The 694-nt window shown below is 67.3% G+C and carries 1 protein-coding gene and 1 pseudogene; both read right to left on the bottom strand.

The features are described from left to right. Positions 1-235: pseudogene (locus MKK82_RS20445) on the bottom strand (Tellurite resistance protein TerB); the annotation flags it as partial. A 29-nt stretch (positions 236-264) separates the two neighbouring features. Further along, positions 265-694: hypothetical protein (locus MKK82_RS20440; protein WP_243986609.1), on the bottom strand; the 430-nt coding region annotated here is incomplete at its 5' end.

Here is a 694-nt window from a genome sequence, read left to right as displayed (position 1 = left end):
GGCCGATCGCCTCGTACAGCGCCTCCTCCAGCATCAGGACGTCGTAGCCCTTCTCCAGGATCGGACTGGCCATCACGCCGGTCAGCGCGGTTTCGAACTCCGCACCCGCGACCTCGCCGTCAGCGACGATGACGTTGGCCGCCGCCGAGACGCCGGCCTGCATCAGCACCTCGTCACCCGCATATGCGGTGACTGTCTGACGGAAGCGGGCGAGGAGATCCTGTACGAAGGGCATGCCGATGTGCCGTTGAGTGAGGTGGGCCGCTACGCGAAGGCGTGGGCTGAGGCGCGCGATCCGCCGAGGCTGACCTGCCGCCGCCCTCCGCCACCGTTCATGCCATGGCTCGCCGCTGCGTAGGGCTGTCGGGAGAGTTCATAGAGCTGGCTGCCGACAAGGCCAGCGATGTTGCGCAGAGTTGCCTCCTCGCAGGTCGCGGCCACGCGCACGCCGATCTCGTGGGTGTGGCTGCGGCCGTAGAGCCAGACGGCGAGCCGTGCCCGCGTCATCTCTGTGAGACCGTCGAGCAGGCTGAGGCGCGCGTCGGGTTCTGCGCGGGTGAGCTGCGCCACGAGTTCGAGCGGTACGGGGCAGTCGCTGGAGAAGTCCGCAGCGGTGATCAGACGAACCTGGTTCACGAGAGGCACCTGCGCGATGATGCTCACAGGGTGCGGGCGTATGGTTAACGAACTCTGT

The organism is Methylobacterium sp. E-046, from assembly GCF_022829625.1.
GTDB classification, from domain to species: Bacteria; Pseudomonadota; Alphaproteobacteria; order Rhizobiales; family Beijerinckiaceae; genus Methylobacterium; species Methylobacterium longum.
The sequence above is the reverse complement of the archived record's forward strand: the minus strand, read 5'-3'. Positions and strand labels throughout refer to the sequence as shown.